The organism is Streptomyces sp. 71268 (assembly GCF_029392895.1).
Classification (GTDB): domain Bacteria; phylum Actinomycetota; class Actinomycetes; order Streptomycetales; family Streptomycetaceae; genus Streptomyces.
In genome coordinates this window covers 8146181-8168836 of record NZ_CP114200.1, presented here as the reverse complement: position 1 = coordinate 8168836, position 22656 = coordinate 8146181, and the positions used below count along the sequence as shown (strand labels likewise).

18 protein-coding genes and 1 pseudogene are annotated in these 22656 nt (G+C 75.5%); 6 read left to right on the top strand and 13 right to left on the bottom strand.

Going from position 1 to position 22656, the window contains the following annotated elements:
• Positions 1-97: 97 nt before the first annotated feature.
• The 6 genes and pseudogenes from OYE22_RS32475 to OYE22_RS32450 form a co-directional block, all read right to left on the bottom strand.
• A complete protein-coding gene (locus tag OYE22_RS32475; protein ID WP_277323774.1) occupies positions 98-1072 on the bottom strand; it encodes a methyltransferase domain-containing protein in 975 nt (324 codons plus the stop codon).
• 284 nt (positions 1073-1356) lie between these two features.
• Positions 1357-2583, bottom strand: a pseudogene (locus tag OYE22_RS32470) (MFS transporter); the annotation flags it as partial.
• Between the two features lie 409 nt (positions 2584-2992).
• Complete coding sequence (locus OYE22_RS32465; protein WP_277323773.1) at positions 2993-4084, bottom strand: enolase C-terminal domain-like protein; 1092 nt, start codon at positions 4082-4084, stop codon at positions 2993-2995.
• Positions 4081-5151 carry a PLP-dependent cysteine synthase family protein gene (locus tag OYE22_RS32460; RefSeq protein WP_277323772.1) on the bottom strand — a complete coding sequence of 357 codons (1071 nt, stop codon included), beginning with the start codon at positions 5149-5151 and terminating at the stop codon, positions 4081-4083. Before OYE22_RS32460 ends, OYE22_RS32465 begins: the two co-directional genes overlap by 4 nt.
• Entirely contained in the window at positions 5148-5972 is an 825-nt protein-coding gene (locus OYE22_RS32455) for a DUF364 domain-containing protein (RefSeq protein WP_277323771.1), read from the bottom strand. The genes OYE22_RS32460 and OYE22_RS32455 overlap by 4 nt, the downstream gene beginning before the upstream one ends.
• Positions 5969-7225, bottom strand: a complete 1257-nt coding sequence (locus OYE22_RS32450; RefSeq protein WP_277323770.1) for an ATP-grasp domain-containing protein — start codon at positions 7223-7225, stop codon at positions 5969-5971. Before OYE22_RS32450 ends, OYE22_RS32455 begins: the two co-directional genes overlap by 4 nt.
• 153 nt (positions 7226-7378) lie before the next feature.
• Here OYE22_RS32450 and OYE22_RS32445 point away from each other — a divergent pair, with 153 nt between their 5' ends.
• Both OYE22_RS32445 and OYE22_RS32440 read left to right on the top strand, forming a co-directional pair.
• A complete protein-coding gene (locus tag OYE22_RS32445) occupies positions 7379-8977 on the top strand; it encodes an alpha/beta hydrolase (protein ID WP_277323769.1) in 1599 nt (532 codons plus the stop codon).
• A gap of 131 nt (positions 8978-9108) precedes the next feature.
• Positions 9109-10587, top strand: coding sequence for a lipase maturation factor family protein (locus OYE22_RS32440; RefSeq protein ID WP_277324428.1), 1479 nt, complete (start codon positions 9109-9111; stop codon positions 10585-10587).
• Between the two features lie 39 nt (positions 10588-10626).
• Here OYE22_RS32440 and OYE22_RS32435 read toward each other — a convergent pair whose 3' ends face one another.
• From OYE22_RS32435 to OYE22_RS32420, 4 genes are all read right to left on the bottom strand, one after another.
• Positions 10627-11484 carry a hypothetical protein gene (locus OYE22_RS32435; RefSeq protein ID WP_277323768.1) on the bottom strand — a complete coding sequence of 286 codons (858 nt, stop codon included), beginning with the start codon at positions 11482-11484 and terminating at the stop codon, positions 10627-10629.
• Positions 11481-12281, bottom strand: coding sequence for a MerR family transcriptional regulator (locus tag OYE22_RS32430; RefSeq protein ID WP_277323767.1), 801 nt, complete (start codon positions 12279-12281; stop codon positions 11481-11483). The genes OYE22_RS32435 and OYE22_RS32430 overlap by 4 nt, the downstream gene beginning before the upstream one ends.
• A 149-nt stretch (positions 12282-12430) precedes the next feature.
• Positions 12431-13210, bottom strand: coding sequence for an NAD(P)-binding domain-containing protein (locus tag OYE22_RS32425; protein WP_277324427.1), 780 nt, complete (start codon positions 13208-13210; stop codon positions 12431-12433).
• A gap of 20 nt (positions 13211-13230) precedes the next feature.
• Positions 13231-14193 carry an alpha/beta hydrolase gene (locus tag OYE22_RS32420; protein WP_277323766.1) on the bottom strand — a complete coding sequence of 321 codons (963 nt, stop codon included), beginning with the start codon at positions 14191-14193 and terminating at the stop codon, positions 13231-13233.
• Between the two features lie 131 nt (positions 14194-14324).
• Between OYE22_RS32420 and OYE22_RS32415 the strand changes: the two genes are divergently transcribed.
• Entirely contained in the window at positions 14325-14978 is a 654-nt protein-coding gene (locus OYE22_RS32415; RefSeq protein WP_277323765.1) for a TetR/AcrR family transcriptional regulator, read from the top strand.
• A 200-nt stretch (positions 14979-15178) separates the two neighbouring features.
• Positions 15179-16522: a DUF418 domain-containing protein gene (locus tag OYE22_RS32410; RefSeq protein ID WP_277323764.1), complete on the top strand. Its 1344-nt coding sequence runs from the start codon at positions 15179-15181 to the stop codon at positions 16520-16522.
• A gap of 105 nt (positions 16523-16627) precedes the next feature.
• On the opposite strand, the gene OYE22_RS32405 is transcribed toward OYE22_RS32410, so the two are convergent.
• Positions 16628-16987, bottom strand: coding sequence for a metalloregulator ArsR/SmtB family transcription factor (locus OYE22_RS32405; RefSeq protein ID WP_176160141.1), 360 nt, complete (start codon positions 16985-16987; stop codon positions 16628-16630).
• A gap of 110 nt (positions 16988-17097) precedes the next feature.
• Here OYE22_RS32405 and OYE22_RS32400 point away from each other — a divergent pair, with 110 nt between their 5' ends.
• Both OYE22_RS32400 and OYE22_RS32395 read left to right on the top strand, forming a co-directional pair.
• On the top strand, positions 17098-19155 hold the full coding sequence (locus OYE22_RS32400) for a heavy metal translocating P-type ATPase (RefSeq protein WP_277323763.1): 2058 nt from the start codon (positions 17098-17100) through the stop codon (positions 19153-19155).
• 350 nt (positions 19156-19505) lie between these two features.
• The gene (locus OYE22_RS32395) at positions 19506-20303 is read left to right on the top strand and encodes a TetR/AcrR family transcriptional regulator (RefSeq protein WP_348652286.1); all 798 of its coding nucleotides are present in this window, start codon (positions 19506-19508) and stop codon (positions 20301-20303) included.
• Positions 20304-20382: 79 nt separating this feature from the next.
• Here the strand turns inward: OYE22_RS32395 and ptsP are convergent, their stop codons facing one another.
• Together ptsP and OYE22_RS32385 are read right to left on the bottom strand one after the other, a co-directional pair.
• Complete coding sequence (ptsP, locus tag OYE22_RS32390) at positions 20383-22053, bottom strand: phosphoenolpyruvate--protein phosphotransferase (RefSeq protein WP_277324425.1); 1671 nt, start codon at positions 22051-22053, stop codon at positions 20383-20385.
• 139 nt (positions 22054-22192) lie between these two features.
• The gene (locus OYE22_RS32385; protein ID WP_277323762.1) at positions 22193-22642 is read right to left on the bottom strand and encodes a PTS glucose transporter subunit IIA; all 450 of its coding nucleotides are present in this window, start codon (positions 22640-22642) and stop codon (positions 22193-22195) included.
• Between the last annotated feature and the right edge of the window lie 14 nt (positions 22643-22656).

Here is a 22656-nt window from a genome sequence, read left to right as displayed (position 1 = left end):
GGGAGACTCCTTGTACGGGGAACGGGTGCGGAACGTGGGGGGCGGCTGGCGGTGCGGCGACGGCATGGCCGCGCCGGGGGCGAGCGGGCGGCGGGCGCTAGTCGGCCAGGCGCTCGGCGACCAGGTGCAGCCGGTCGTCGTCGGCCGTGCCGCGCGGCGGCGGCGCGTCCTCGTGCCACGCGGGCTCGGTACGCGGTCCAGGCCCGTCGTGCAGCTCCCGTACGCGGAAGCCGTGCGCGGCCAGCAGGTGGCGCAGCTCCTGCGGGAACAGCAGCCGCCACGCGGAGTGCTGGGTGACGGGCGGCGAACCGTCGTCCGAGGTCCACACCCGGCGCCGGCGCAACAGTTGGGCGGCGCGGTCGAGCCAGAGCGTGGTGAGCGCGGTGTAGCTGACGCCCTGCCAGGTCAGGGTGGAGCGCGTCGGGGCGTCCAGGAGTTCGGTGTTGCCCAGGAAGAACGCCCCGTTGCGCAGCTCGGCCACGAGCAGCCCGCCGGGGGCGAGCGCGTGCCGACAGGAGGCGAGCAGTCCGTCGAGTTCGTCGCCGGTGTGGCAGTACAGCAGGGCGCTGTCCAGGCAGGTGATCGCGTCGAAGGCGCCCGGTCCGAAGTCGAATCCGCGCAGGTCGGCGGTGACGTAGGTGGGCCCGGGGTAGTGCCGCCTGGCGTGCGTCAGCATCGCCTGGGACAGGTCGGCCCCCACGACGCGGCGGCCCGCGGCGTGCAGGTGGGCCGCGTCCCGTCCGGTGCCGCAGCCGAGGTCGAGGACGCGCGGCCCGGCGCCGTACGCCCGTAGGGTCGCCTCCACCCAGCGGGCCGCGAGGGCGTGCGGGTCGGGAAAGCGCGCCTCGTACAGCTCGGGGTTGTCGGTGAGCAGGTTGCCGCTGTCCGGGGCCTGCGCGGGCGGGGCGGGGTCGCTGGTCGCCGGGTCGGGGGTGGTCGTGCGGGGCGCCGGCGACTGTGGCCCGGGCGGGGTGGAGCCGGTGGGCAGGCCGGCGTCTGACGGATGGTCGGCTGTGTGGTGGTCGGTGGGAGGGTGGTCTGCGGGTGGGTGTGTCGTGGTGGCGTCGGTCATCGGGCTGCTCCCGTCGGGTCGTCGCTGGTGCCGGCGGCGCGTCGCCTCGCGGCGGCGGCCGCGGGGTGGGCGCGGGTGGCGGATCGCCGGGCCGGAGTGGGCGCGGCCGGGGCCGTGGTGGCCGGGTCGGCGGCGGGTCGGTGGGCCGGGGTCGGCGCGTCGGCCCGGTCGGCGCGGGGCACGACCTGGTCGGCGGGCCGTTGCGGGTACGGGACGGCGGGTGGGGCGGCGGGGCGTTTCGCGCGGGTGGCGTCGGGTGGCTCGGCGACGGGCGCGCCGCCGGGGGTGGGCAGGGCGCGCAGCCGGTGCAGCCAGGCCACGCCGCTGGCCGACGCGAGGCCGAAGCCGAGACAGCACACCCAGGGCAGCCAGTGCGCCCCGCCCCGTTCGCCGGCGTCCATCGCCCAGCCGACGGCCGTGTTGCCCAGGGCCGCCGCGATGCCGGAGACGACGTAGAAGACGCCGAAGTAGGTGCCGGTCAGGTGGGCGCGGCCGAACCCCGGTATCAGCTCCATCACGAACGGCTGCGCCATCATGGCGCCGAGGTAGAGCAGCAGCGCCCCGGCGAGCACCGGCAGCAGCGCCAGGCCCGCCGCCAGCGCGCCGTCGGGCGCGCCCCGACCGGCCACCAGGAGCGGTGGCACGAACCCCAGGCTCATCACGGCCAGCCCGAGGGCGATCCAGCGGGGCCGGGCGCCCCGCTGCCCGAGCCGCCCGGTGACGCGCATCTGCAGGGCCAGGTTGGCGACCGTGCCGACGAGGAAGACCAGCCCCGCCGCGCCCTCCCAGCCGCTGGCGCGCCGCGCGGCGTCGGGCAGCAGCAGGTAGAGCTGGTTCTCCATGGCGAACATGCCGACCATGGCGAGCGAGAAGGCGAGGAAGGCGCGGTGCGAGACGACCTCGCGCCAGTCGCCGAGCACGCTGGTTCGGGCCGGCGGCACCGGGCGGGCGGGGAGCACCACCGCCTGGGCGGCGGTGAGCAGCGCGAAGATGGCGGCGGCGGTGAGCGCCGAGGCGCGGAAGTCGACCAGTAGCAGGGCGCTGCCGAGCAGCGGCCCGACCAGCGCGCCGGTGGTGGCGAAGACGTTGAACAGCGCGAACGCCTCCGCCTTCCGCTCCCCCGCCTCCTGGGCCAGGTAGGCGCGTACGGCCGGGTTGAACAACGCGCCCGCCAGCCCACTCAGCACGGAGGCGGCCAGCAGCACCGGCAGCCCGTCGCCGAGCGCGAACAGCGCGAACCCCAGCGTGCGCAGCCCACAACCGGCGATGATCACGCCACGGGCGCCGAGCCGGTCGGCGGCCGACCCGCCGATGATGAACAGCCCCTGTTGGCTGAGGTTGCGCACGCCCAGCACGATGCCGACCACCGCGGCGGACATCCCGAGGTCCTCGCTGAGGTGCGTGGCGAGGTAGGGGATGAGCAGGTAGAAGCCGGTGTTCACGCCGAGCTGGTTGACCAGCAGGAGGCGGATGGCCAGCGGGAATCCGCGCATCTCGCGCCAGGTCTTCACGGCAGGCTCTCTTCCTTGGTGGGGGTGGGTTCACGGGGCGCGCGGGCTGTGTGGCTCGTTGGTACGAGGCGGATGGGGCCGGGTCGGGCCGGCCGCCGGCACCCCTGGTCGCCGGGCGCGGCGGGTCCACGCGGCTGTGCGACGGCGGGCCGCGACGCGCCGCTCGTACGCCGTCTCGCACGCCACCGCCGCGCGGCCGAACCCGCTCCGGCCGGGGCGGGTTCGCGTGCCGGTGGCTCCGGGCCGGGCACGGCCGGGCGTCATGCGGCGCGGGTGAACGGGTTCCGTGCCGGCCGGCGGCCGCGCACCGCGCCGCGTACCGCCGGGTCGGCCGCCGCGCCGCGCGCCGCCTCGTCCGGTCCCGTCCGGCCGCCGGCGCGGGTGGGACCACCGGCCGGCGGCCGGCCCGTCACGTGCGGAGTCGGGGTGGCGCCTGGGCCGGGCGGGGCTCGGGCGCGGCCGGGCGCGCGGGGCGTACGCCCAGGCCGGCGTGGGCGCTGGCGCGGACGGTGCCGTCGGTGCCGCCGATGCCCGTCCACGGGTCGTGCGCGAGCAGGAGGTGTCCGTCCAGATCCACCCAGCGGGCCCGGTCGGCCAGGTGTACGGCGGGCGCGATGCCCAGGGAGCTGGCGGTGAGGCAGCCGAGCATGAGCGAGGTGCCGGTGCCGGCGATGAGTTCGCCGATGCGCAGCGCCGCGTGTACGCCACCGCACTTGGCGAGCTTGACGTTGACGCCCTGGACCCGCCCGGCCAGGCGGCGCACGTCCTCGATGCTGACCGCGTCCTCGTCGGCGATGATCGGCAGAGGCGACTCGGCGGCGATGGCCGCGAGGGCGTCCGGGGTGCCGGGGGCGATGGGCTGTTCGACGGCCTCGACGCCGAGTTCGGCGTACCGGGGCAGCAGCGCGCGCGTCTCGTCCACCGTCCAGGCCCCGTTGGGGTCGAGCAGCAGGCGCGGCCCCGGGGCCTCGGCCCGGATGACGCGCACCCGCTCCAGGTCGGCCTCCGGGTCGGCCGCGCCCACCTTGACCTTGATGGTGCGGAACCCGCTGTCGGCCAGGCACCGGGCGCGTACGGCCGCGCTGACGGCGGAGGTGATGCCGATGGTGCGGGCGGTCGCGGCGGCCGGCGGGGTGAGCGTGCCGATCAGGTGGTGGGCCGGGGCCCCGGCGCGCTTGCCCACGAGGTCGAGCAGGGCCGCCTCGACCGCGGCGACCACGGCGGGCGGCGTCCCGTCGGCGGGCAGCTCGCCGGCGCGCAGGGCGCCGAGCGCGGACTCCGGATCGGGGTGGCGGGCGAGGTCGAGCCCGGCGTCGGTCAGCAGGTGCCCGATGGTGTCGGCGTCGAGGCCGAAGTAGACGCTGGCCACCACCTCGCCGTGGCCGCGCAGGCCACGGTGCTCGATGGTCAGCCACACCGCGTCGCGGGCGTCCATCACCGAGCGTGAGATGCGCAGGGGTTCGGCGAGCCGGAGCCGGACGGTGCGCAGGGTGGTCTTCATGGGGTGCCCTCCAGGGGGTCGATGACCGTGGTGCAGCGCGCCCACCCGGCGGCCTCCGCGGCGCGCGGGTGCGGTATCTCCACGGGCCGGGTGGCGGCGCGGTCCGGGTCGATGCCGTGGGCCGTGGTGAAGGCGTCGTCGAAGACGCTGCCGAGGTAGCGGTGCGGGCCGTCGGGGAAGACGGTGGCGACGACGGCCCCCGGGTGCACGCGGGCCGCCCACGCCGCGACCAGCGCGACGGCCCCGGTGCTCCAGCCGCCGCTGACGAAGCTGGACCTGGCGAGCCGGCGGCACGCGTGGACGGACTCGGCCGGGCCCACCCAGTGCACCTCGTCGAAGGCGTGGTAGGCCACGTTGCGCGGGTGGATGCTGCTGCCCAGGCCGCGCATCAGGCGCGCCCTGGCGGGCTGCCCGAAGATGGTGGAGCCGGTGGCGTCCACGCCGATCAGCCGCAGCGCCGGCCAGTGGCGGCGCAGCGGTCCGATGATGCCGGCGCTGTGGCCGCCGGTGCCCACGCTGCACACCAGGATGTCGAGGTGGTCGAGTTGGACGGCGAGTTCGGCGGCGAGCGAGGCGTAGCCGGCGACGTTGTCGGGGTTGTTGTACTGGTCGGGCCAGTACGCGCCGGGCAGCGCGGCGAGCAGTTCGCGCAGCCGGCGGATGCGGGCGGCCTGCCAGCCGCCGTGCGGCGCCGGGTGTTCGACGATCTCCAGACGGGCGCCGTGGGCACGCAGCAACTGGCGCATGGACGGTTCGAGTTCGTCGTCGCACACGAGGACCACGGGGTGGCCGAGCGCCTGCCCGGCAAAGGCCAGGCCGATGCCGAGGGTGCCCGACGTGGACTCCACCACGGGCGCGCCGGGCGCGAGTTCGCCGCGTTCCCGGGCGCCGAGCAACATGGCGACGGCGGCCCGCGCCTTCATGCCGCCGGTGCCGAGTCCTTCGAGCTTGGCCCAGAAGCCGGGGTGTGGATGGGGCAGCGGGGCGGTGACGCGGGCGAGCGGGGTGCGGCCGAGCAGGGCGAGGAGTTCGTGGCTCGCGGTGGGTGCGAGCGCGGTGGTCGTCAACAGGGCCCCCCGTAGCGGTAGATGACGCCGGGGCCGCCGTCGAGCCAGAAGAACGGGTACGGCTCGGCGCACACGGCGCTGACGCCCGCGCCGATCAGCCGGGGCAGGATGGCGCTGCCGGTCTGGGCGAACATCACCAGGGGCTTGTCGTGGCGCGCGGCGTGTTCGCGCAGCTCCTCGAAGGTGCCGTTGCCCAGCGTCATGCCGGAGGCCAGGATGGCGTCGCAGCGCTCCAGTTCGGCCGCCGCGTCCGTGCTGACGGGCTCGCCCCACTCGGTGCTGCCGCCCTTGAGGTCGCAGGGCAGGTAGCCGATGCCGCGCTCCCGCAACGCCTCGAGCAGCGAGTTGACGACGCCGATGACCAGCACCCGCTCGGGGCGGGCCGGCTCCAGGAGGGCGGTGACGGCGCGGGCGCGGGCCCGCGACTTGTGCAGCGAGCTGCCGGCGGGCAGCGGGTAGGGGCGGGCGCCGTCGGCCGTGTGGTGCGGCAGGGCGTGCAGCAGGTACGCGTCGAGCGCGGCCACCCGCACGGCGGGCAGCGGGTGGGTGAGCAGGGTGGCGACGTCGGCGCCGACGCAGTCGTCGAGCGCGGCGGCCGGCAGCGCGCCCGGCTCCACCGCGCAGGAGCCGACGGCCTCGGCCAGGCGCAGGCTGAGCACCTCGTTGCGGTATCCGCCGCCGCGGCCCTCGTGGCGTACGGCCTGGCTGGTGCTGAAGGCGACGGAGACCCGCTGGGTCGCGGGGTCGGGGCCGAACTCGCCGGCCCGTACCCGGCGGAGCAGGTCGGCGTACCCGGTGGCGGCGCCGAGGGCGGTGCTCATCGGGTGGCCACCCGCGGGCGCAGCGCTGCGAGCAGTTCCTCGACCCGGGAGCGGGCGCCGCTGCCCGCGGGGTCGGCGGCCATGACGTGGCCGAGGTACTCGTTGTTGCTGCCGGCCGCCTTGACCGTGGTGCCCGGCTGGGCGAGTTGGGCCTCCAGAACGCCCGGGCGCTCGGCGAGGCCGTCGGCGCCCTCGATGGCGTCCAGGACGCCCGCGGTCTCCGGTACGAGGAAGCCGATGGCGGCGCTGGTCAGGCCGGTGTCGCGGGCGGCGAGGTCGGGCGTGTTGCCCAGGGCGACGTCCACGAAGGCCGCGGCGAGGTCGATGCCGGTGACGTGGCGTACGAGTTCGGTGATGCGGTTGCCGGCGGGCCGGGGGTTGACCTCCACGACCCGGGGGCCGTGCGCGGTGAGCTTGATCTCGGTGTGTGCCACGACGTGGTCGAGGCCGAGCGCGGCCAGCGCGTCCTGGGCGGTGCTCGCGGCGGCGGTGGTGGCCTCGGCGTCGAGGGCGGCGGGGAACATGTGGCCCGTCTCGATGAACGCCGGCGCCCCGCCGATGCTCTTGTCGGTGACGCCCACGACGTGGCTCTTGCCGTCGAACGAGACGGTCTCGACGCTGACTTCGGGCCCTTCGAGGAGTTCTTCGAGGAGCACCTGCGGGGCGCGCCGCTGGCCGCGCGCGTTGACGGGGAAGTCGGCGAGGGCCCGGTAGGCGCGGGAGAGGTCGCCCTCGTCGTCGACGCGCCGTACGAACATGCCGGCGCACAGGTCCACCGGCTTGATGACCAGCGGGTAGCCGATCTCGCGGGCCGCCTCGGCGGCCTGGGCCCAGTCGTCGCAGACGGAAAACCGTGGCCCCGGCACCCCGGCGGCGTGCAGCACGCGCCGCGTGGCGTCCTTGCGGCAGGCGTCCGCCACGGCGCCGGGCGGCGCGCCGGGCAGTCCGAGCCGGGCCGCGACCTCGGCGACGGCCGGCAGGTAGTAGTCGCACGAGGTGATGACCCCGTCGAAACCGAGCGCCGCGTGCAGCCGCTCCACCCGTGGGAGCAGGGCCTGGGTGTCGTTGGTGTCCAGGGTGAGGACGTTGCGCGCGCCGAGCAGCGGGTGGCTGGCGCCCTCGGGGGCGCTGCGCAGGTAGTGGTGCAGGTCACGGGTGAGGAACGTGAACTCGTGCCCGCTCTCCCGCACGGCGCGCGGCAGCAGCCGGCTCATGGACCCCACCCAGCTTTCGATCATCAGAAGGTGACCCACAACTCTCCTTTTCGCCAGGGCACTTGGGGGTCCGGGCACGCGAGGGGGAGCCCCCTGGCGGCCGGGACCGTGTTGACCAAGAGCACACGCTATCGATAATCATTTTCATTGTCACCTAGCTGAACCACTGATCTTCCGATTGCGAGCTCCGCCATGCCATCCACCACCCCGACCTCGACACCCGCGCCGCCGACCGCCGCGACGACCGCCCGAACCACCACGTCACGCCCCCGCCGCGCCGCCACCACGACCGCGCTCGCCGCCGCCATCGCCGCGCTCATACCGCCGATATCGCCCATACCGCCGATATCAGCGCTGGCGTCCCCGTCCGCGCACGCCGCCTCGCACCCCGCCGTCGAGTTCGGCCCGTGCCCCGCCTCGCTGCCGACCCCGCCGCCCGGCGAGCGGGTCGAGTGCGGCACGGTGCGGGTGCCGCTGAACTGGAACCGCCCCACCGGGCCCACGCTCGACATCGCCGTCTCCCGGGTCCGCGCCTCGGGCACCGCCGCCGAGCGGCGCGGCGCGCTGCTGGTCAACCCCGGCGGGCCGGGCGGCTCCGGACTGCCCTATGCGGTGACCAAGCGCGCCAAGCTCCCGGAGCGGGTGCGTCGCGCGTACGACGTCGTCGGCTTCGACCCGCGCGGCGTGGGGCGCAGCGCGCCCGTCGACTGCGGCCCGATGGGCGGCCTGTTCGCGAGCCCGGGCACCGACCCGCTGCCGACCGACGCCGCCGGCGAGCGGCGCCACCTGGCCGCGCTGCGCCAACTGGCCGGGGACTGCGCCGATGGCGCGGGTCCGGCGGCGCTGGGCGCGCTGTCCACCGAGGCGACGGCGCGCGACATGGACGCCATCCGCGCCGCGCTCGGCGAGCCCCGCACGCACTTCCTCGGCGTCTCCTACGGCAGCTACCTGGGCGCGGCGTACGCGACGCTCTTCCCCGACCGCACCGGCCGGATGGTGCTGGACAGCGTTGTCGGGCCGTGGGATTGGCACGACTTCGACGTCCGACAGGCCGCGGCGCTGCTGCGCCAGCGTGAGGTGCTCTTCGGCTGGCTGGCCGGCGACCCGCGACGGTACGGGCTCGGCGAGAGTGCCGGCCAGGTGCGGGCGGCGTACGCGCGGGCGCGTGATCGACTGGCGGCCCGCCCGGTGGACGGGTTCGGCCCGGCCGAGTTCGACCGCGCCGTCTACCGGGCGCTCGGCCGCACCGAGCGCTGGGCACCGCTCGGCGACGGGCTGCGCGACTACCTGCGCACTGGCAACGTTGCCAAGCTGCGGCCCGTGGCACCGTTCGGCGACGCGGCCTCGCGCAACTACGAGGCGGCCAACCGCGTCGTCAAGTGCGCGGACGGCCCGGGCCCGAGCCCGCGCGAGGTGGTCACCGACCTGCGCGGGCTGCGCCGGCTCGACCCGTACCCGCTGGTGACCGGCCTGGAGGCCAGCGCCTGCGCGTACTGGCACCACCGGCCGCACCACCGCACGCCGCTCGGCGGCCCGCGGGCGGCTTCGGCGCTGCTGGTGGCCAGCGAGCACGACCCGGTCACCCCGCTGGCCGGGGCTCGGCGGTTGGCGGCCCGACTGCCGGGCGCGCGGCTGGTCACCCTGCGCGACGACTACTCGCACGGCGTCTTCGCCAGTCGGGGCAATCCGTGCGTGGACCACGCGACGACGACGTACCTGCTCACCGGCGACCTCCCCGCCGCCGACGTCACCTGCCGGGGGGCCGGTTTGCCGGAGCACCAGGCGCGGTAGTCGTCCGCCGCGCCGCGTGTCGCCCGGACCCGGGCCCGGGCGACACGCGGCGCCCACGGGAAGCGGCGGCGCCCGGTCTTCGGGTGGTACGCATGGCGCACTTCCGGGGCGAGCAGGGCGAGGAGCGAGGCATGGAGTGGTTCACGGCGGACGGCTACTGGTGGAGCCGGCTGGCATTCCAGCGGGCCCTGGCCGCCCTCTACCTGACGGCGTTCCTGACCGCCGCCCTCCAGTTCCGGGCGCTGCTCGGCGAGCGCGGGCTCACGCCCATCCCCCGGTTCGTGGCCCGGGTGCCCTTCCGCGCCGCGCCCAGCCTCTTCCACTTCTCGTACTCCGACCGCCGCTTCGCCGCCGTCGCCTGGTTCGGGGTCGCGTTGTCGGCGGCCGTCCTGGTGGGCTGCGCCGACGCGGTGCCGCTGTGGGCCGGTGTGCTGATGTGGGCCGCGCTGTGGGCGCTGTACCTCTCGATCGTCAACGTCGGCCAGACGTGGTACGGGTTCGGCTGGGAGTCGCTGCTCCTTGAGGCCGGCTTCCTGGCCATTTTCCTGGGGAACGCGCGTGTCGGTCCCCCGGTGCTGGTGCTGTGGTTGGTGCGCTGGCTGCTGTTCCGGGTCGAGTTCGGCGCGGGTCTGATCAAGATGCGCGGCGACCGCTGCTGGCGCGAGCTGACCTGTCTGGACTACCACCACGAGACCCAGCCCATGCCGGGCCCGCTGAGCTGGTTCTTCCACCGGCTGCCGAGGCCGCTGCACCGGGTGGAGACGGCGGCCAACCACGTCGCCCAGCTCGTCGTCCCGTTCGCCCTGTTCGCCCCGCAACCCGTCGCCACCTGGGCCGCGTTGGCCATCGTCGCCACCCAGCTCTGGCTGGTGCTCTCGGGCAACTTCGCCTGGCTGAACTGGATCACCGTCGCCCTCGCGCTGACCGCCGTCGACGGCCATCTGATCGGCGACCTCCTGGCCCTGTCGGAGCCGGCCGAGCGCGGCGATCCCCCGCTGTGGTTCACCGTCCTGGTGCTGGCCGCGACCGCGTTGGTGTTGGTGCTCAGCTACTGGCCCGCTCGCAACCTGGTGGCCAGGCGGCAGCGGATGAACGCCTCGTTCAACCCGTTCCACATCGCCGGCGCCTACGGCGCGTTCGGCAGCGTCAACCGCCACCGGCACGAGGTGGTCATCGAGGGCACCGACGACCCGCCCGGCACGGACGAACCCCGTTGGCGCGCCTACGAGTTCAAGGGCAAGCCGGGCGATCCACGACGCATGCCGCGCCCGTGTGCCCCGTACCACCGGCGGCTGGATTGGATGATGTGGTTCGCCGCGCTGTCCCCCGCCTTCGCCCGGCCCTGGTTCGCGCCGTTGCTCGGCAAGCTGCTGGAGGGGGACCGCGCGACGCTGCGGCTGCTGCGCACCAACCCGTTCCCCGACGCGCCGCCCGCCCAGGTGCGCGCCAGGCGCTACGCGTACCGCTTCACCACCTGGCGCGAGCTGCGTGAGACGGGCCAGTGGTGGCACCGCACCCCCGCCGGCGCCTACCTGCCGCCGGTGACGCTGGAGACCCTGTCCGCCACGGCCCGGCGCGCGGGGTTCGCCCCGCCGCCCGAGGGGCCCTGACCGCGCGGCGGACGGGGTCGCGCGGGGGCGGTGGGTGACTCAGGTGGCGTCGAGGGCCGCGCGGGCACGGAGCGCGGCGACGGCTGGTGCCGGGTCGTCGGCGTGGAAGCGGAAGGTGCGGGCCCGCGCCAACCTGCCGAGCGGACGCACGAAGACCACCGGCTCGCGCAGTTCCACGGTGACCGTCACCTGGCTGGCCACGGCGAGTTCGGCCACGCCGTTCGCGTCGACGGCCGCCAGTCTGCTCTCGGGGAAGCGGCGGTCGACGCGGACGGCCGCGATGTGCCCGGCGGGGACGTGGATGTCGAGCAGCACCCCGTAGCGCAGCCGCAGCGAGCCGTCGGCGCCGATGACGTGCGGGCGTACGACGCAGGAGGCGTGCAGGGCGATGACGAAGTACACGCCCCACAGGTCCAGCACCAGGGTGATGGTGTGTAGCAGGGGCCACGGGATGAGGTACGCGAGCGCCACCGTCTCCACGACGCTCACGAACAGGAAGCCGTACATGACGGCCGCCTGCCCCGACGCGTACGGGACCGCCGTGTCACCCGCGCGCACGCCGTGCGGCCCACGGCGCGTCACCCAGCGCAGCGAGCTGGTGAACAGCCGCGCCTCGTGGGCGACGAGCCGGCGCGCGAGCGTCGGCACCCCGTCCGCGACGGCGGCCACTGCGGCGGGGCGCCAGCCCAACCCGGTGCGCCGGTGGCGGCGGTAGTCCACCGCGAGGAGCGTCGCCATGGCCACCACGGCGGCGAGCGTCGCGAGCCCCACACCGGCCCGCACCACGGGCGCGACGCGGGTGCCGGAGGCCAGGCACAGCACCAGCGCCGCTTCCCCGAGCGCCATCGCCGCCGCCGACCACCGCACGATCGCGCGTAACACCGACAGACCGGTCATCGGACCCGCTCCTGGAGCAGCCGGATGGCGCCGCGCACGGCGGCCGCCTGTGCGGGCGCCAGGTCCGCGAAGAGTGCCGTGGCGAAGCCGCCGGCGGTCTCCGGCTCCCACTCGTCCGTGGGGACCAGGTGCTCGATGAGCTGCGGCGGCAGGAAGTCCACGACGGCGCGGGCCGTCGCCTCCACCCGGGGGTCGTCCTCGGGTGCCTGGGCCAACTCGTCGAACCGCGCGTAGACCTCGTACGCCCGCGCGACCGCCTCCGGGTCGGACCCCAGCGCCCCCATCAGGCCGTCCAGCCAACCGTGGTCGGCGCCGTCCGGGGGCGCGGTCTCCAGCAGGGCCAGCAGCTCGCGCTCCTTGGCCGCCATGGCGGGCTCGGGGCCCGGGAGCCGGGCCGAGACGCGGGCCATCTCGTCGAACAGGGTGTTCAGCGCCGGTGAGACCGGCGCCTGGGCGGGCAGCCGGCCGCCCTCCTCGACCTGTCGCAGCAGTTGCGCCAGGCGCGCGCGGCGCTGCCGGATGGCCTCTTCCTGGCGCGCCAGGTCGGCGTCGAGTTCGGCGAGCACCTCGGCCAGTTCCCTGCCGGCGTCGTCGACGATGACGTCGCGCACCTCGTCCAGGCTCAGCCCGAGTTCGACGAGGCGGCGGATGCGCGCGAGTTCGACGGCGTCGCGCAGCGAGTACGACCGGTATCCGTTGGGGTGCCGAGGGGGCTCGGGCAGCAGGCCGATGCGGTGGTAGTGCCGCACGGCGCGGGGGGTGACGCCGGCCACGCCGGCGAGTTCTCCGATGCGCATACCGCCAGTAGAAACGTTGTCGCTGCGACAGGGTCAAGCGCCGGCGGGGGCGGCGGAAGAGTTGGCGCACGGCGGGCGGTGCCCCGCCGGGAGGGGCGGGGCACCGCGACGGGAGCGTGGCCGGTGGTTGGACCGGTGCGTTGGGCGGGTCAGCCGAGGTCGGCGAGGAGCCCGTCCAGGGCCCGCGTCAGGGCCGCCGCGTTGGCCGGGTCGAACCAGGTGGTGCGGACGCGCTCGTTGTTTCCTCCGGGTGTCTCGTGGTCGGTGGCGAGTTGGGACAGCGAACGGGTCTCGTCGCCCAGCGAGCGGCCGACGTCGCGGAACAGGCCGCGCACGTACCGGTCGGCGGCTTCCCGGGCGATGCCGTGGTCGGTGGCCCACGAGGTGAGCGTGGCGAGGTAGGCGTAGTGGGCGGTGAGGGTCCCGGTCAGCGCGGAGCAGACGTTGAACGCGTCCTCGTCCGCGACCGGGAGCGCCCCGCCCAACCGCTCGAAGAGGGAGTCCACCACCGGATGCGCGGGGTAGGTCACGGTAACGGAGCGGCACTCGCGCGCGGCGGGCAGCGGGATGGCGCGGACGATCGGGGCGTCGGTGGCCAGGGTTCGGCGCAGGTCGTCGATGGCGACCCCGGCCATCAGGCTGACCACGGTCTTGTCGTCCTCGATCGTCAGCCCGGCCAGTGCCTCGTGGTGGTCCTGGCGGCGTACGGCGATGATCACCACTTCGGAGCGGTCGACCACCTCCTGGTTGGAGGCGCACACCCGCACGCCCTCGAAACGCCCGGCCAGGTCGGCGGCGGTGCGGGCCCCCCGGGGAGAGAGGTGGACCTCCGGCGACGCGCCGCCCCCGTGGCGCAGGCCCTCGACGACGGCCCGGCCGATCTCGCCCACTCCGATGACGCCGACGCCGCGCACCGCGTGCTCCTCCATGGTGGACACCGTTCCTCCCGTCATTTCGCCAGGGCCGTACGGAGGAACGCGAGGATCTCCGCCTGGGCGGCCTCGGCCTGCGGTTCCACCCCGGGCAGGGTGAGAAAGGCGTGCTTGGCTTCCGGGTACTCGGTCAGCCGCACGGGATTCCCCGCCTGGCTCAGTCGTTCGGCATAGCGGCGGCCGTGGTCGGCGAGCGCGTCCTGGGTGGGCACCACCACGAGCGCCGGGGCGAGCCCGCTCAGGTCGTCCGCGTGCAGCGGTGAGAGGGCGCGGGCGTCGGCTCCCGGCGGGGTGGCGAGTCGCCGCACGTACCGCAGGAGCGGAAGGGCCCGGGACGGCTGGTACGCGTACCGGGTGATCGAGGGGTGGTCGAACATCGCCTCGGTCACGTCGACCGCCGGGTTGACCAGCACCTGCGCCCTGAGCCGAAGGCCGGCCTCCCGCGCCCGGATGGCCGTCAGCGCGCTGATCAGCGCGCCGCAGCTCTCGCCGAAGACGGCCACCCGCGCCGGGTCGACGCCCCACCGCCCGGCGTGGCGCACCACGTGCCAGAGCGCGTCCCAGCCGTCGTCGACGGCGCTGGACAGCGGGCTGTCGGGGGCCAGGAGGCGGTGCTCGACCGAGACGACGAGGGCGGGCAGCCGCGCGGCGAGGTGACTGTTGGTCCAGTCGCACTGTGTCGCCGTGCCCACGAAGCCGCCTCCGTGGACGTGGACCACGAGCGGCAGCTCGGTACGGGTCCCGGCTTCGTCACCGCCCGTCGGGGCCGGTCGGTAGACCCGTACCGGCAGGGTGCGGTCGGGCAGCGCGATCTCCTGCCAGTCGATCGCGGCGCCGGCGTGCGGCTCCCCGATGATCGCGCGTGCCGCGACGGAGGCCCGGAAGCGGTTCTCCGCGGCGCGGTAGACGAGCAGTTCCTCCGGTGTGATGGCCGAGAAGTCCGGCTCCGGCGGCCGTATCGCGTCGGTGGTCTCGTTCATGTGTCCCTCTCCCCTTCCCGGCCAGGTGCCGGGTGCCGTGGTGGCTGGTACGCATGTCGCACTCGATTATGCACGCACTGCGTGCAACAGCAAGTGCATAGAATAGGCTGTGCGCTGACGAGAGGGGCGAGATGACGGGCCGCAGGCGATGGTCGACCGAGGAGATCCTGGACACGGCGGTGGAGCTGTTGCGTACGAGCGACGCCGAGTCGTTCAGCGTGCGCAAGCTCGCCGCCGTGCTCGGGACCGACTCCTCCAGCCTCTACCGGCACTTCCGCAACAAGACCGAACTGCTCCGCGCGGCGGCCGACCGCATCCTGCTGAGCGCGATGGACGGCTACCACCCGGAGGGCGACTGGCGGCAGCGCGTCACCGCGGTGGCCCTGCGCCTGCGTGAGACCTTCGGCGAGCAGCCCCAACTCGCCGTGGTCTGGGGACGGTACGGGTCCGGCGGCACCGGCTCCCGGCGGGTCATGGAGGCACTGCTCCAGGCCCTGCGCGCGTCCGGCCTGCCCGACGAGGAGGTGCCGGTGCGGTACCACCACATCGTGGTCGTCGTCGCCGCGCTCATCGCCTCCGAAGCCGGCATGAGCACCATCGGCGCCAAGGAGTACGAACAGGGCTTGGAGCAGTTCCGCGTCGCGGTGCTCGGCGCCGACCCCGAACGCTTCCCCGCCCTGGCCCACTTCGCCCGCGACATCCGCCCCCTCGGGGCGGACCGCCGCGCCGCGTTCGAGGAGGCCCTCGCCGCCCAACTCGCCCGCGTCGAGGCCCGGCTCCCCTGACGCGCCGGGGCGCCGGCGCGCCGCCGCGCAGTGGGTGGTGGCGGCGGGGCGGTGACAGCGACACCGCCGCCACGGCCCAACTCCCCGCCCGCCACCGCTCCGTTCGGCGACAGGACCGGCGCCGGCCGGCTACTTAAGTCACCGGCCGCGCGACCGATGGCCGATGCCCCACCCACGGCCCCGTTCCTAGCGTGCGGATCATGGATGACACCAGCGCGCTCCGGCCGGCCGACGTGGCCGCGGCAACCCCGCCGGACACCACCGCACCCACCGCGCCGCCCCCGGCGTCCGCCGCGCACGGCACCTCCCGGCGGCCCGCACGCGGCGGCGTACGCGACGCCGAGCGCAGCCTGGCCCCCGACCTCGCGCGCGGCACGATGCTGCTCATGATCGTGTTGTCCAACACGGTCTTCCACCTCTGGGACGCGCGGCACGGCCCGTCCGGCTGGCACCCCGACGAGGGGTCCGTGCTCGACCGGGTCACGCAGTTCCTGCTCATCACGGTGGTGGACCTGCGGGTCAACCCGCTCTTCGCGTTCCTCTTCGGCTACGGGATGACCCAACTCCTGCTGCGCCAGCGCGCGGCCGGCTCCAGCGAGCGCGCCGCGGCCGGGCTGCTGCGCCGCCGGGGCCTGTGGTTGGTGGCGTTCGGCTTCGCGCACGCCGCGCTGCTGCTCGGCGGCGACATCATCGGCTTCTACGGCGTGGTGTGCCTGTTGATCGGCGGGCTGTTCCTGCGCCGGAGCGACCGCACGGTGCTGATCGCGGCGGGGGTAGCCGCCGGGCTGTCGATCGCGCTGATGACGCCCGGGCTTGTGGCCGTGGCCAGCGGCGACCTCGGCGCCCTGGGCAGCACGGGCGGCGACCCGTCGTCCGACGCGTACGCCTCGGGCGAGGAGAGCGTGCTCGCCGCGGCCGGCACGCGGCTGCTCACCTGGTCGTTCATCACCTCGCTCGGCCCGGTGCTGTCCTTCGCCTCGCACGCGGCCGTGCTGCTCGGGTTCTGGGCGGCGCGACGGCGGGTGCTCGAAGAGCCGCACCGGCACCGCGCGCTGCTGGGTTGGACGGCCGCCGTGGGCCTGACGATCAGCCTGGCGGGCTCGCTGCCCTCGGCCCTCGCCCACGTCGGCGCGCTCGACGTGCCGGGCGAGGCGGTGTCCGAGGAGGGCGCGCTGCGCCTGGTCCTCGACGGCACCGGGCTCGCCGGCGGCCTCGGGTACGTGGCGCTGTTCGGCCTGCTGGCCGACCGCCTCGCGCGCCGCCCTCGGCACGGGCGGGTGATGCGCGCGGTGCGCGCCGTCGGCAAGCGGTCCCTGTCCTGCTACCTCGGGCACTCGCTGGTCTTCGCGCCGCTGCTCGCCGCCTGGGGCCTTGGCCTGGGCGCCGGGCTCGGCAGCGCCGGGATGGCGGCCTTCGCCGTCGGCGTGTGGCTGCTGAGCGCGGTGGTGGCGTACGGGCTGGAGCGGGCGGGGCGGCGCGGGCCGGCCGAGGCGGCGTTGCGGCGGCTGACGTACGGGCGGGCCGCCGACGCCTCCCGTCGCTGACGGCGTCCGGTGACCGGGGAGCACCACGGGCGACTGGGCTGCGTGTCCGGGCTCGCGACCCGAGGCGGGCCTGCGGAGGGGCGCCAAGACCGGGCGCGCGGCGGGTCAGGGCAGGTCGCGGGCGCCGAGGCGCAGGTGCTCGATGTGGTAGACCGCCTCGTCCAGGAGCTGGGCGACGTGGTGGTCGTAGAGGCTGTAGACGATGCGTCGGCCCTGCCGGGAGCCGGTGACCAGGCCGAGGGCGCGCAGCAGGCGCAGTTGGTGGGAGACGGCGGACTGCTCCATGCCGACGGCTTCGGCCAGTTCGGTCACCGGGCAGGGCCCCTGCCGCAGCCGGGTGAGGATCATCAGCCGCGACGGCGTCGCCAGGGCCTGGAGCGTGGCGGCGATGGTGGCGGCGGAATCCGCGTCGAGCAGTTCCACCGGGGTGGTCTCACCCCTTGCTCCGTTAGCTCCGTGTCCCATACGGGTCATCGTAGTCGCGACCCTACGCAAACACTTGAAGATCTCTTCATGTGTTCGGCTATGGTGGGGGGACCCCGTCCGTTTCCCGGCCCGCGAAGAGGTACGCCGCCATGGCAGCTCAGCTCGTCGACGAGCACCGCCTCCCCTCCCCCGCCGCCCCGGGTGGCCCGCCACCACCGCGCCCGACCCGCCTGACCGCGCTGCCCGAGGTGCGCTGGGCCGCGCTCGCCGCGCTCGCCTTCGCGCTGGCCTTCCCCCTGGACCTGGCCGGCGCCCCCGCCTGGACGTGGGGCCCGCTCTACGCGGTGTGCTACGCGGCGGGCGGCTGGGAGCCGGGCCACGCGGGCCTGGTGGCGCTGCGCGCCAGGACCCTCGACGTCGACCTGCTGATGGTGGTCGCCGCGCTGGGCGCGGCGAGCATCGGCCAGTTCCTGGACGGCGGGCTGCTGATCGTCATCTTCGCCACCTCCGGCGCCCTGGAGGCGCTGGCCACCCGGCGCACGGCCGATTCGGTGCGCGGCCTGCTCGACCTGGCTCCGGCCACCGCCCTGCGACTGACCGCCGACGGCACCGAACAGCGCGTGGGGGTCGCCGAGTTGCGGGTCGGTGACACGGTGGTGGTGCGCCCGGGCGAACGGCTGCCGGCCGACGGCACGGTGGTCGAGGGCGCCAGCGACGTGGACCAGGCCACCATCACCGGCGAACCGCTACCGGTGGCCAAACGCCCTGGCGACGAGGCGTTCGCGGGCACGCTGAACGGCACGGGCGCGCTGCGCGTACGCGTTGACCGCGACCCCGGGGACTTCGTCATCGCCCGGATCGTGGCCATGGTCGAGGAGGCCAGCGAGACCAAGGCGCCGACCCAGTTGTTCATCGAGAAGGTCGAGCAGCGCTACTCGGTCGGCGTCGTCGTGGCCACCCTGGCGCTGTTCGCCGTCCCGCTGGCGCTCGGCGCGGAGTTCACCGAGACGCTGCTGCGCGCCATGACGTTCATGATCGTGGCCTCGCCGTGCGCGGTGGTCCTGGCCACCATGCCGCCGCTGCTGTCGGCGATCGCCAACGCGGGCCGGCACGGCGTGCTGGTGAAGTCCGCGGTGGTGATGGAGCGGCTGGGCGAGGTGGACCAGGTGGCCCTGGACAAGACCGGCACCCTGACCGAGGGCGCGCCCCGCGTGGCGGCCGTGCGGGTGCTCGGGCGGGAGGCGCCGGGCGGTGGCGCGGCCGACACCTCCGTCGCGGCCGCGCGCGACACGGCCCTGGCGCTGGCCGCGGCCGCCGAGCAGCCGAGCGAACATCCGCTGGCGCGGGCCGTGGTGGACGCGGCGCGCGAGCGCGGCCTGACCCTGGAGCCCGCCCGCGAGTTCGCCTCCGCGCCCGGCAGCGGGGTGCGCGCGGTGGTGGCGGGCCGGGAGGTACGGGTCGGCAGCCCGGCCGCGACGCTGGGCGAGCGCGCCCGCGCCGCGGCGGTGACCGAGGACGCGCCGGCGGTGACCGAGGCCGCGCCGGAGGTGGCCGAGGCGTGGCGGGTGGTGGACGAGGAGGAGGGCGCGGGCCGCACCGCCGTGGTCGTCCTGGTCGCCGGCCGGCCCGTGGCGGTGCTGGCCGTCGAGGACCGTACGCGCGCGGGCGCGGCCGACGCCGTCGCCGCGCTGCGCGAACTCACCGGCGCCGAGCCCGCGTTGCTCACCGGCGACAACGGACGTGCCGCGGCCCGGCTCGGCGCCCAGACCGGGATCGGTGACGTACGGGCCGACCTCCTGCCGCAGGACAAGGTCGCGGCCGTACGGGCCTGGCAGGAGGCCGGGCGCAAGGTGCTCGTCGTCGGGGACGGGGTCAACGACGCCCCGGCGCTCGCCGCGGCGCACAGCGGCATCGCCATGGGCCGGGCCGGCTCCGACCTGGCCCTGGAGACGGCGGACGCCGTGGTCGTACGCGACGAACTGGGCACCGTGCCCGCCGTGGTGGCCCTCTCCCGCCGGGCCCGCCGGGTGGTCCGGCAGAACCTGGTCATCGCGTCGGTGTGCATCGGCACCCTGGTGGCCTGGGACCTGATCGGGCACCTGCCGCTGCCACTCGGCGTCGCCGGCCACGAGGGCTCCACCGTGCTCGTGGGGCTGAACGGCCTCCGACTGCTGCGCGGCGCTGCCTGGAGGCGGGCGGCGGCCTGACGAGGACCCGTCGCGGGTAACGGGAACCGAAGCGGGAGAGGAAGACAGGTGGACGAGCGACACCCAGCGCCTGTTGAGGCACCCGGCCAGTACGCCGCCGATCCGCATGCCGAAGGCGCCACCGGCCACGCCCGCGGCGCTCCGTTCGCCCCCCGGTGGCGGGCGCGCGTCCCGGCACCCGCCGTGTGGCCGTGCCGGCCCGCCGTCGCGCATGCCGCCCCTCAGTGCGGTGGTGAGGATGGCGAGGGTGGTGGACGACGCCCGAAGGACAGCGTGGCTCGCCGCCGGGCACGCCACGGTCGGCGCGCCGGCCCGCGACAAGGCCCGACGCGAATTAACGTACGCGTACGATAAACGCACCCTCAGGCCTCCGCGGCAGCTCTGACGGACGGGCGCGGCGCGGGCGAGGAGAGACGGGGCGAGACGGTGAGGGCGGAGCGCTGACCGGGAACACGACCACCAGACCGAGACGGGGGCGGCCACCGCGGCTCTCGCGCGAACAGATCGTCGAGGCGGCCCACGAGATCATCCTCAGCGATGGCGCCGAGCACCTGACGATGCGGCGGCTGGCCAGCGCGCTGCGCAGCACGCCGATGGCCGTCTACCACCACGTACGGGACAAGGACGAGTTGCTCGTGCTCGTCCTTGAGCACGTCGCGCGCAGCCTGCCCCGGCCCGAGCTGCCCGAGGAGCCACGGGAGCGCCTGCTGGCGGCGTGCACGCTGATGTACCGGGCGTTCATGGACAACCCGTGGGTGGTGCCGATCGTCGCGCGCGGCGAACTGGTGGGGGTGTCGGCCGTCTGGATGACCGAGGAGATCATGGCCGCGCTCGTGGCACTCGGCCTCGACGACCAGCACGCCTACCGGACGCACCAGACCATCTGGTACTTCACGGCCGGCCAGGTCGTCTCCGCCGCGCCCCGGCCGGGCGCGGTGGACGTGGCCACGGGGCAGGCGGGCGAGCCGGCGCCGCACTACATCGACGTGGCCATGGCCAGCCGGGACCCGGCCGACTTCCCCAACCTGGCCCGCCTGGTGGGTCGTTCACACCACTGGGAGGCCGAGTACCGCTACGAGGACGGCCTCAGCCACATCCTGGACGGCGCCCTGCCCCGGTCCGGTCAGGCGGGCGGCGCCACGCCCTGACCGGGCGCGGAGACGGCCGCGCGCCGGCCGGAGCCGCGAGACGCGGTCCGGCCGGCGCGCGGCGGGTGAGCGGGCGGGGTCAGGCCACGCCGAGGACGCCCTTGACGGCCTCGCGCGCCTCCTGCGGCGTGTCGGCGGCCAGGGCGGCGCGGGCCGCCTCCTGGCAGGCCGCCAGCGTGTACTGCGCCAGCGTGGCGCGCACCCGCGGGATGGCGGTGGGGCTCATCGACAGGCTGGTGACGCCCAGGCCGGTCAGGACGCAGGCCAGCAGCGGGTCGGCGGCGGCCTCGCCACACACCCCGCAGCTCTTGCCCCGCGTCTGCGCCGCCTGCGCCGCCGCGTGCACCAGGTCGAGCAGCGCGGGCTGCCAGGGGTCCTGGAGCCGCGCCAGCGAACCGGTCTGCCGGTCGGCCGCGAAGGTGTACTGGGCCAGGTCGTTGGTGCCCAGCGACAGGAAGTCCACCTCGCGCAGCAGCGCGCCAGCGCGCAGCGCGGCGGAGGGGATCTCCACCATCGCGCCCACCTTGGCCGGCAGCCCGGCGGCCTGGCAGGCCGCGGCGAACTGGGCCGCGTCGGCCCGGTCGGCCACCATCGGCGCCATCACCTCAAGCCGCACCGACAGCCCTTCGGCGGCCCGCGTCAGCGCCGTGAGCTGGCCCGCCAGCACCTCGGGGTGGTCGAGCAGGGTACGCAGGCCGCGCACGCCGAGCGCCGGGTTCGGCTCCTCGGCGGGGGTGAGGAAGTCCAGCGGCTTGTCGGCGCCGGCGTCCAGCACCCGCACCACCACGCGCCCCTCGGGGAACGCCTCGAGGACCTGCCGGTACGCCTCCTGCTGCACCTCGACCGACGGGGCCTGCTTGTGGTCGTCCAGGAACAGGAACTCGGTCCGGAACAGACCCACGCCCTCCGCGCCGGCCTGCACGGCCGCGGCCACGTCGCCGACCCCGCCGATGTTGGCCAGCAGCGGCACCGCGTGCCCGTCGCTGGTGGCGCCGGGGCCGCTGACCGAGGCCACCGCGGCGCGGCGCTGCTCGGCCCGCGCCACGAGTTCGGCCCGCAGCTCCTCGCCCGGCTCGATCACGACCTGGCCGTCGGCGCCGTCGAGCGCCACCGTGGTGCCCTCCACAAGTTCGCCGGCCCCGGGCACCGCGACCACGGCGGGCACCCCGAGCGCCCGCGCGAGGATCGCGCTGTGGCTGGTGGGGCCACCCTCCTGGGTGACGAAGCCCAGCACGAGCGCCGGGTCGAGCAGCGCCGTGTCGGCCGGCGCCAGGTCCCGCGCGACCAGCACGTACGGGTGGTCGCTGTCCGGCACGCCCGGCATCGGCACGCCGAGGAGGCGGGCCACCAGGCGGTTGCGTACGTCGTCCAGGTCCGCGACCCGGCCGGCCAGGTAGTCGCCGGCCCCCAGGAGCAGCACCCGGTAGGCGGCGAACGCGTCGTAGACGGCGCGCTCGGCCGTGCTGCCCTCGGCGATCCGGCGCTCCACGTCGGTGGCCAGCTCCGGGTCGCGCGCCATCAGCGCCTGCGCCTCGAGCACGGCCTGGGCCTCACCGCCCGCCAGGTTGCCGCGCGCCACCAGGTCGGCGGCCACCCACTCCACGGCCTGCCGAGCGCGCGCCTGCTCGCGCTCCACCTCGTCGGCGGCGACCGTACGCACCGGCGGTTCCAGCACGGCGGTGCCCATGTGGCGCACCTCGCCCACCGCTACCCCGTCGCTTACGCCGACGCCACGCAGCACCGTCTCCATGACACCCATCTCCCGTTCCACCCGATGAAACCCAACGCATCCGCGCCCGCGCACGTCCCGCGAACACGCCGACGCGGGGCGGTCGCCCCGCCCCGCCGTACGGAGCGGGTGGCCCCCACGGCCACCCGCTCACGACCTACTACTGCCAGCGGAAGAGCACGCCCTCGGGGGCGACCTCCCCCTCCTCCACGACCTCGCTGAGCGCGTCAGCGGTGGCCTCGAGCGCCACCACGGGGCACACCGGGGACTTGCCCGCGCGCTCGACCTCGGCCGGGTTCCAGCGCACCACCGGGTCACCGGTGGCCACCGTGTCGCCCTTGTTCACCAGCAGCTCGAAGCCCTCGCCGGCGAGCTGCACGGTGTCGATGCCCAGGTGCGTGAGGACCCCGTGGCCCTCGTCGTCGACGACGACGAACGCGTGCGGGTGCAGCGACACGATGACGCCGCTGACCGGGGCGACGGCCACGCCCTCCTCGCGGACGGGGTCGATGGCGGTGCCCGGGCCGACCATCGCCCCGGAGAACACCGGATCGGGAACAGCGGCGAGGCCGATGGCACGCCCGGCCAGCGGGGACATCACGAGCGACATGGGAAGCCTTTCAA

Excerpts from the sequence above, each read along its gene's own strand:
- OYE22_RS32435 (WP_277323768.1), bottom strand. The coding sequence starts at position 11,484 with ATGACCGGTCTGTCGGTGTTACGCGCGATCGTGCGGTGGTCGGCGGCG.
- OYE22_RS32445 (WP_277323769.1), top strand. The coding sequence starts at position 7,379 with ATGCCATCCACCACCCCGACCTCGACACCCGCGCCGCCGACCGCCGCG.
- OYE22_RS32440 (WP_277324428.1), top strand. The coding sequence starts at position 9,109 with ATGGAGTGGTTCACGGCGGACGGCTACTGGTGGAGCCGGCTGGCATTC.
- OYE22_RS32420 (WP_277323766.1), bottom strand. The coding sequence starts at position 14,193 with ATGAACGAGACCACCGACGCGATACGGCCGCCGGAGCCGGACTTCTCG.
- OYE22_RS32385 (WP_277323762.1), bottom strand. The coding sequence starts at position 22,642 with ATGTCGCTCGTGATGTCCCCGCTGGCCGGGCGTGCCATCGGCCTCGCC.
- OYE22_RS32430 (WP_277323767.1), bottom strand. The coding sequence starts at position 12,281 with ATGCGCATCGGAGAACTCGCCGGCGTGGCCGGCGTCACCCCCCGCGCC.
- OYE22_RS32410 (WP_277323764.1), top strand. The coding sequence starts at position 15,179 with ATGGATGACACCAGCGCGCTCCGGCCGGCCGACGTGGCCGCGGCAACC.
- OYE22_RS32400 (WP_277323763.1), top strand. The coding sequence starts at position 17,098 with ATGGCAGCTCAGCTCGTCGACGAGCACCGCCTCCCCTCCCCCGCCGCC.
- OYE22_RS32405 (WP_176160141.1), bottom strand. The coding sequence starts at position 16,987 with ATGGGACACGGAGCTAACGGAGCAAGGGGTGAGACCACCCCGGTGGAA.
- OYE22_RS32455 (WP_277323771.1), bottom strand. The coding sequence starts at position 5,972 with ATGAGCACCGCCCTCGGCGCCGCCACCGGGTACGCCGACCTGCTCCGC.
- OYE22_RS32415 (WP_277323765.1), top strand. The coding sequence starts at position 14,325 with ATGACGGGCCGCAGGCGATGGTCGACCGAGGAGATCCTGGACACGGCG.
- ptsP (WP_277324425.1), bottom strand. The coding sequence starts at position 22,053 with ATGGAGACGGTGCTGCGTGGCGTCGGCGTAAGCGACGGGGTAGCGGTG.
- OYE22_RS32465 (WP_277323773.1), bottom strand. The coding sequence starts at position 4,084 with ATGAAGACCACCCTGCGCACCGTCCGGCTCCGGCTCGCCGAACCCCTG.
- OYE22_RS32475 (WP_277323774.1), bottom strand. The coding sequence starts at position 1,072 with ATGACCGACGCCACCACGACACACCCACCCGCAGACCACCCTCCCACC.
- OYE22_RS32425 (WP_277324427.1), bottom strand. The coding sequence starts at position 13,210 with ATGGAGGAGCACGCGGTGCGCGGCGTCGGCGTCATCGGAGTGGGCGAG.